This is a genomic window from Enterobacter cloacae complex sp. SHL020 (assembly GCF_049236945.1).
Classification (GTDB): Bacteria; Pseudomonadota; Gammaproteobacteria; order Enterobacterales; family Enterobacteriaceae; genus Enterobacter; species Enterobacter dykesii.
The window spans coordinates 1-6,208 of record NZ_JBMKJF010000019.1; the positions used below are offsets into that span (position 1 = coordinate 1).

General features: G+C 47.8%; 7 protein-coding genes. All 7 read right to left on the minus strand.

Going from position 1 to position 6,208, the window contains the following annotated elements; translation table 11 throughout:
• A partial coding sequence (locus ACOTZB_RS22795; RefSeq protein ID WP_421628562.1) for a type VI secretion system Vgr family protein occupies positions 1 to 626 on the minus strand: 626 nt, incomplete at its 3' end.
• A gap of 59 nt (positions 627 to 685) precedes the next feature.
• The gene (locus tag ACOTZB_RS22800) at positions 686 to 1,120 is read right to left on the minus strand and encodes a hypothetical protein (protein WP_421628563.1); all 435 of its coding nucleotides are present in this window, start codon (positions 1,118 to 1,120) and stop codon (positions 686 to 688) included.
• A 348-nt stretch (positions 1,121 to 1,468) separates the two neighbouring features.
• On the minus strand, positions 1,469 to 1,849 hold the full coding sequence (locus ACOTZB_RS22805; RefSeq protein WP_421628564.1) for an immunity protein Tsi6 family protein: 381 nt from the start codon (positions 1,847 to 1,849) through the stop codon (positions 1,469 to 1,471).
• 192 nt (positions 1,850 to 2,041) lie between these two features.
• Positions 2,042 to 3,112, minus strand: coding sequence for an ADP-ribosylarginine hydrolase Tri1 (tri1, locus tag ACOTZB_RS22810; protein WP_421628565.1), 1,071 nt, complete (start codon positions 3,110 to 3,112; stop codon positions 2,042 to 2,044).
• Positions 3,109 to 4,443 carry a PAAR domain-containing protein gene (locus ACOTZB_RS22815; protein WP_421628566.1) on the minus strand — a complete coding sequence of 445 codons (1,335 nt, stop codon included), beginning with the start codon at positions 4,441 to 4,443 and terminating at the stop codon, positions 3,109 to 3,111. Before ACOTZB_RS22815 ends, tri1 begins: the two co-directional genes overlap by 4 nt.
• A gap of 2 nt (positions 4,444 to 4,445) precedes the next feature.
• On the minus strand, positions 4,446 to 5,240 hold the full coding sequence (locus ACOTZB_RS22820) for a DcrB-related protein (protein ID WP_126331326.1): 795 nt from the start codon (positions 5,238 to 5,240) through the stop codon (positions 4,446 to 4,448).
• Positions 5,241 to 5,251: 11 nt separating this feature from the next.
• The coding region (locus ACOTZB_RS22825) for a type VI secretion system Vgr family protein (protein WP_421628567.1) at positions 5,252 to 6,208 on the minus strand (957 nt) is incomplete at its 5' end.

Below are 6,208 nucleotides of genomic sequence, written 5' to 3' on the forward strand. Positions count from 1 at the left end.
CCCTCTTCATCCGTACTGCCGCCGGACGGCGTCTGGTGGTAAGGAATGACCTCATAGCCGCTGAACGGCTGATGCTGCGTGGCGGCGTCGGTGAGCACCAGGGTGTGCTTGTCCGCCTCATGGCGGAAGTGATACGCAATCCCCTCCAGCTCCATCAGGCGGCTGATGAAGTCCAGGCTCGACTCCTGATACTGCACGCAGTAGTCCCACACCCGGTAGCTGCCGGTGAGTTTGTCCTCAACGTTGACCTGATGCTCAGCCAGCAGGGTTTTCACAATCTGCGGTACCGTCTGGCCCTGGAAGATACGCAGGTTACGGTCGCGCTTCATCGGCCACAGGTCCGGCTCCACCGTCAGCTGGTACACCGCATAGCGGGTGCCCGTCAGCTCAACGGCGCTGACCGCCACGCGGGTAATTTTGCCGTTAACATAGCGGGACGTCAGCAGGTTCTGCGTCGGGATGGTCACCGTGACCGGCTGGCCCAGCAGCTTGCTGCGGTCAATGCGCGCGTCCGTGCCGAGCACGGTCAGCGTCAGCGCGAACGACTCGGACATCGCCTCGCGGCCCGTCAGTTTCCAGAACAGAAGCCCCTCCACCGGGAGCTGAACGGTAATTCGGTTGAGCATAATCTTTATTCCACTATGGACTAATCTCGGTGTTCATTGAGATATTTTTTAAATCGTGCTTATTTAAGCCATAAACCTGAAAACATAAGGACGCTACCCAGGGAAACGACGCTTTTAGCAACGATTAGTAAGCCAGGCGCAATGACGCGTGTTATAGACGATATTGCTTCATAATTTTCAGCATTGTATTTTTTGTGCCCCCCTATAATCCCGGAAAAGATCGTGCAGAGCAGCACAACGGTAACTTTTAGTCCCCATACGCACAGGAAAGACATGGAAAAGATAATCGAATATTGTTTCGCCGTTGCGACGGAGAATAATGACATTGACTGAGCGAGCCATTTCAACGTAAAACCAATAACAACCGTAGCCACTAGTACCAGAACAAACATCAACCCGGCCAGGAACCATTGTTTTTTGTTGAACAAATCTTTTCCATTCCAGATAAGCGCTAGTGCCCAAACCAGAAAGAGAAGAAAGAAAAACCAATGCATCTTAACATTCCACATTTATATATCATATCATTTTCGGCATCTATCTAACCTATTCGCATCAGACTGTTTTGCCAAACCAAACCCAATAAGCGCACTAACAGCACGATCTCGCAATTCTGCTAGTTAGATGTTACATAATGGTGTTAAGTCCCATTATTTTTTGTGTATCGCAATCAAAAGATGATTCTAATAGTTTATCATTATATTTATACTGCATTTTCTGCTGACCTGAAAGATTGCTAACAGGTAAGTACTTACGATATCTATCTACATATTTTAACAACACATTCAAATTAGCATGTAAATCAATAACCACTCACCCATAATAAAATATATTTAATATCAACCCTAAAATTCATCAGGGTATTTCATTTTAAGATTTTGTTGTTTTATTCTGTAATTGGCATCAACCTCATGCGGGAGCCTAACCTTTAATCCTCGGCGGATTTGATCAACAATAAACCAAGCATCCGACAACCTTTCAAAAAACAACTCATCCGAATTATCAAACTCCTTCGCTGCATACATACCGAACGTCATCTTCCATAATTTCGCCTTATCCTTTTCCTTGCCTTCGATTAAATCCCGTAGAAATAACAATTGTTGCACAATAGAGTCGTATATTTGTAAAAGCGGGGAATTAGGATTGAGATTTTTGACCTCAGCACATCTCTTCTTTGCTAAAGTTAATGCTTTTTCAACATAATCCAAGACTGTTATTTCATTCATTATATTGAGTTAAATTATTAGATGAGAATACGTTTATTATCCCCTACCACTTCCACTTTATAATATTAATCACCGCCTTTTATTTAAGAAAATAAGAGAGGCAAGAGGACAAATTAAAAACCACCTTTTATCAATGAGTGATTATCATTAAGAATGGCACGCTACAATAGCCGTGCCATAGGAATCATACAATTATAAAAAATTGTCCTCAGGTGCTTTATCGAATAACTCACCTGCCATTGTGGCGATACGTTCGTGTTGCACGAGTTTATTTTTCCACTCTTGGGGAATACCGGAATAACCATATAATGCTCCAGCTATTTGCCCCGCCGTCGCCGCAACGCTGTCAGCGTCATCGGCAAGATTGGCGGCCAGCAGAATTGCATCGCGGAAATTATCCGTATTCCATACCGACCACATCGCGGCCTCAAGCGTATCGATAACATAACCACTTGAACGAATCTGATCGCGAGTTTTTTGCTTATACTCACCCGCGTTAATGATCATTACACGCGCGCATAATGGGAAAACATGAGGCGAAAAAGCTTGTTCTTTTTGATAACCATTAATTAAATAGTGCAATACTAATCCGAGAAATTGACATGCATTAATTGACTCTACTGCACCATGAGTTGCTCGACTCTGAGCCTGGGATTCGAAGTAAATCGCACGCAACGATTTTCGACGAAAGATAGATACCGGGGCTTGACGAATAACACCAGCATTACCAGCCGTGTGCTTTTCTGTATTACCATACCAGGAAGGCCCAACGCGCATATACTGTTCAAGCGCAAATCGTGTCGTGTTCCCTATGTCAAAACAACGACCATTACTGCTATTATCCCCATTTAGGTACCATTTCAGGAGATATTGTCTAAGTACATCGGTATGCATTCTGTTTTCTGAAAGATAAGTTTCCGCCAGACATAATGCCATGGACGTATCATCTGTCCATTCCCCAGGTTTTAATTGAAAAGGCCCACCGCCAATCATATCCACTACATGTTCACTGTCTCTTTTCTTAAACTCAAGAGTAGTGCCGACTGCATCCCCAACAGCCAAACCCACCAGCGCCCCAAGCGCTTTATCACGTGAAACATCTTCAGCCGTAATTAAAGGTAATGTTTCATCCCAGGCTTGAGAAGAATTCAAACCATCAATACTTGTGCTTTTCATTGCCTTACGGACATTAATTGGCATATATGTACGATAGCGATCGGCATAATGATTGATTACCGAATCTTCGGTATGAAGGTCGATCATGGCATTTCCCTTAATTCTATATTCGTTATCCCAAGTTCATCTGACCTGCTGATAACCTCAAACGATGTATTAGGCTTAAATAGCACTTCAGTCTCTGTTGCATTGAATTCCGAAAGGAAGTCAATTTTCCTACCGGAAAAACCTTCAATGCGCATTTGGATAGGCCCGCTAAAACCTCGATTAACATCAGTACTAACAAAGGCGGGATCGATAACAGTTTTGCCTGGAGTATATCCTTCCAATATGTGTGAAGGTAAGCTGTTCATCCCGCGGTATGTCTCGCCACTAAACGTAGGAAGCTGGTCCAAGCCATCATTTATATGTTGAGTAAATGCTTCCATTTCTTTAGTCATTGGTTTCATACCTCGTAATGCTGGATTTACCATTTGGTAGCCAGGATCGGTAGTATAACCATACAATGCACCTACTTGCTCATCACTGAGTAATGCAGACAAAGCAGGATCTCGATTTTCTGCCAATTCTCTGCCACGAGTAATCCATTTTTCAGCTCTTTGTTTCCCTACGGCTTCGCCTAAGCTCATCCTTGGCGTTGCTGAAGCTTTAACAGGTTCCGCACTAACGCGCGGCATTGATTTACCAGCCCGCCACGCATCAAACCGTGCCCCGCCTTTAATGCCAGCCCCGCCGCCGATAACGGAGCCGATCAGCATCCCCCATTTCTGACCGTCGCTGCCTTCGCCAAACAGCATTCCACCCGCGTAGCTACCAACAGTGCCACCGCCCATCGCACCGAGGGTACTCAGAAGTGCGATTGCCGGACTGGCCAGCACCGCCATGGCTCCGGCACCAACGGCGAGCATCGTCCAGTTCACCCATTCCGGGATTTCAGAACTTATTTCATCGGTCTGGACCTTGCTTCCGCCGATGATAACATTACGCGATCCCTGGCTAATCTCAGCGCTGCATGTCAACTTATCGCCCGTGCGAGAGGCGGGAAAGTTGTTGATGTAAACTTTTATCGAACCTTCCGCAACCCGTTGCAGGCTACCGCTGTGCTCATCACACTCTCCGGTTGACAGATGAGCGCGGATAGCCTTTCGGCTGTTGATAAAGACATTGGGTGAACCTTCTTTTAGCGTACCGGTAGTATGGCGTGGAGCCCATGACATACTGCCGAGGAGCTCACCCAAGCCACCCGCAGCACACGCCCCAGCCGCAACGGCGGAAACAGCAACCAGCGCGGTCCCTCCGGTGACCACAACGGCAGCTGCCCCCAGAATGGCTCCGCCCACCAATCCTGCGATCATCCAGCCTTTTGAGGCTGTATGAGCAATCTCATCATCTACGCGAGCGGCCAGACATTCGGACATAACTATTCGGCTCGCTGTGCCATCAGATACCCACGTATCCGATCGGGTGTATTAAGTTGGTCAGAACCAGAGACCTGGCGGCATACGGAAAGCTGTGAAAGCAAGTGATGTGATTTGTCTGAGGAAGCCGTCCAGAGCGCGTAACGAAGGGGTTGGCTGTCCGGAACGGGTGCAATACTGAGTGGTTTACCCTGCTTTTCAAAAAGCAAATATTGCCCCTCTTTCGCCCGCTGAAGCGAAAGATGTCCATACAGTTCTTGAATGTTTTCAAAGACACTCAATACCTTACTCTCACTATCAAGCGCAAAAAATGGCCCCTGGCTGTCGGCAGCAAGCATTTCCCGGGTTTCAGTCTGAGCCGGTTTGTGGAACTTAATACTGCGGATAATTTCCTGATATTGATTATGATAATAATCGCTAAACTCGCCCGGGCAAGTACCGATATAACACACCATCTTTTGGCCGCCAGGATGGTCACCGAGCAAAATAACGGTCTGCCTCTGGAAAATGATCGCATTATCATTTTTGAACTGATAAAAAAGCTCAACCGCCGGCAGACCATCAACAGAGGTCATCTGAGAGGATTCGAGACGAAAGTCGGGCACCGTAATTTCCAGTTCACGTACCAGACGAGTTGCCGCATCATGGACTTTGTCTTCGTTTTTAGCACTCGCGCGAGAAACAACAAAAGTAAACTCGCTGGCTCCGTTATCACTCAGGGTAAACAAATTCATGGTTCTGTCTTTAAATACATCGGGTAAGGCAAGGGATGCTTCCTGAAGAATATATTCAGCCATTCGGGTTACTCTTACTTATTGCCATTAATAACAAAAAAACTATCCACTTCCTGCTGGATTTCACCCTGAAGGGATGCGCCAGGCGGATCGATGACATTTTGTCCATCATCAGGGTTCAAGTGTAATTCGCCGGAAAGCGTATTAATTTGCGCATTCTGTTTCGCAGTAAAGTTAAAGTTATTACCAATGATATGGACGCTGCCGTCTTTTGATAGCTCGATGGCGCTTTCACCACATTCCAGCCTCAGCGTATTTCCTGCGGAAAGGATAAAATTATTAACGACTTTATCGTTTCGACTGTTCCCCGTCAGGCATACCACATCACCTTTAATCCCTGATTTCTGATTTTTCGCTACCCGTAAGGTTTCATCTTCGCCAACAAACTGGGTTCGATTTTTTTCAGTAGAATGTGTTTCGTCGTTTTTGACGTTAATATCAAGATTGCGCTCGGCCTGGATCCACACCTGCTCTGCACCCGCTTTATCCTCAAACCGCAGGGCGTTGGCGTTGTCCACGGAACCGTCTTTTGTGCGGCTCATAAAGCCCATCTGCGTCGCCGCAGCCGGCAGCGCCCACGGCGGCATGCTCGCGTCGTTGTACACGCGACCGGTAATGATCGGACGGTCCGGGTCGCCGTTGATAAAGTCCACCACCACCTCATCGCCGACGCGCGGAATCTGTACCCCGCCATAGCCCTGGCCCGCCCACGCGCTCGACACGCGCACCCAGCAGGAGCTGGTGTCATCGCCCTTCGCCAGGCGGTCCCAGTGGAACTTCACCTTCACCCGGCCGTATTTGTCCGTCCAGATACTCTCGCCGTTCGGGCCCACCACCTTCGCCGTCTGCGGGCCGTAGGTGCGCGGCCACGCCGTGGACTGCGCCGGGCGGTACACCACCGCCGACGGGATGACCGTAAAATCGGTGCGGTGAAGGGTTTCCCCCTCGCCGCTGGCGTAGCGGTTCTCTTC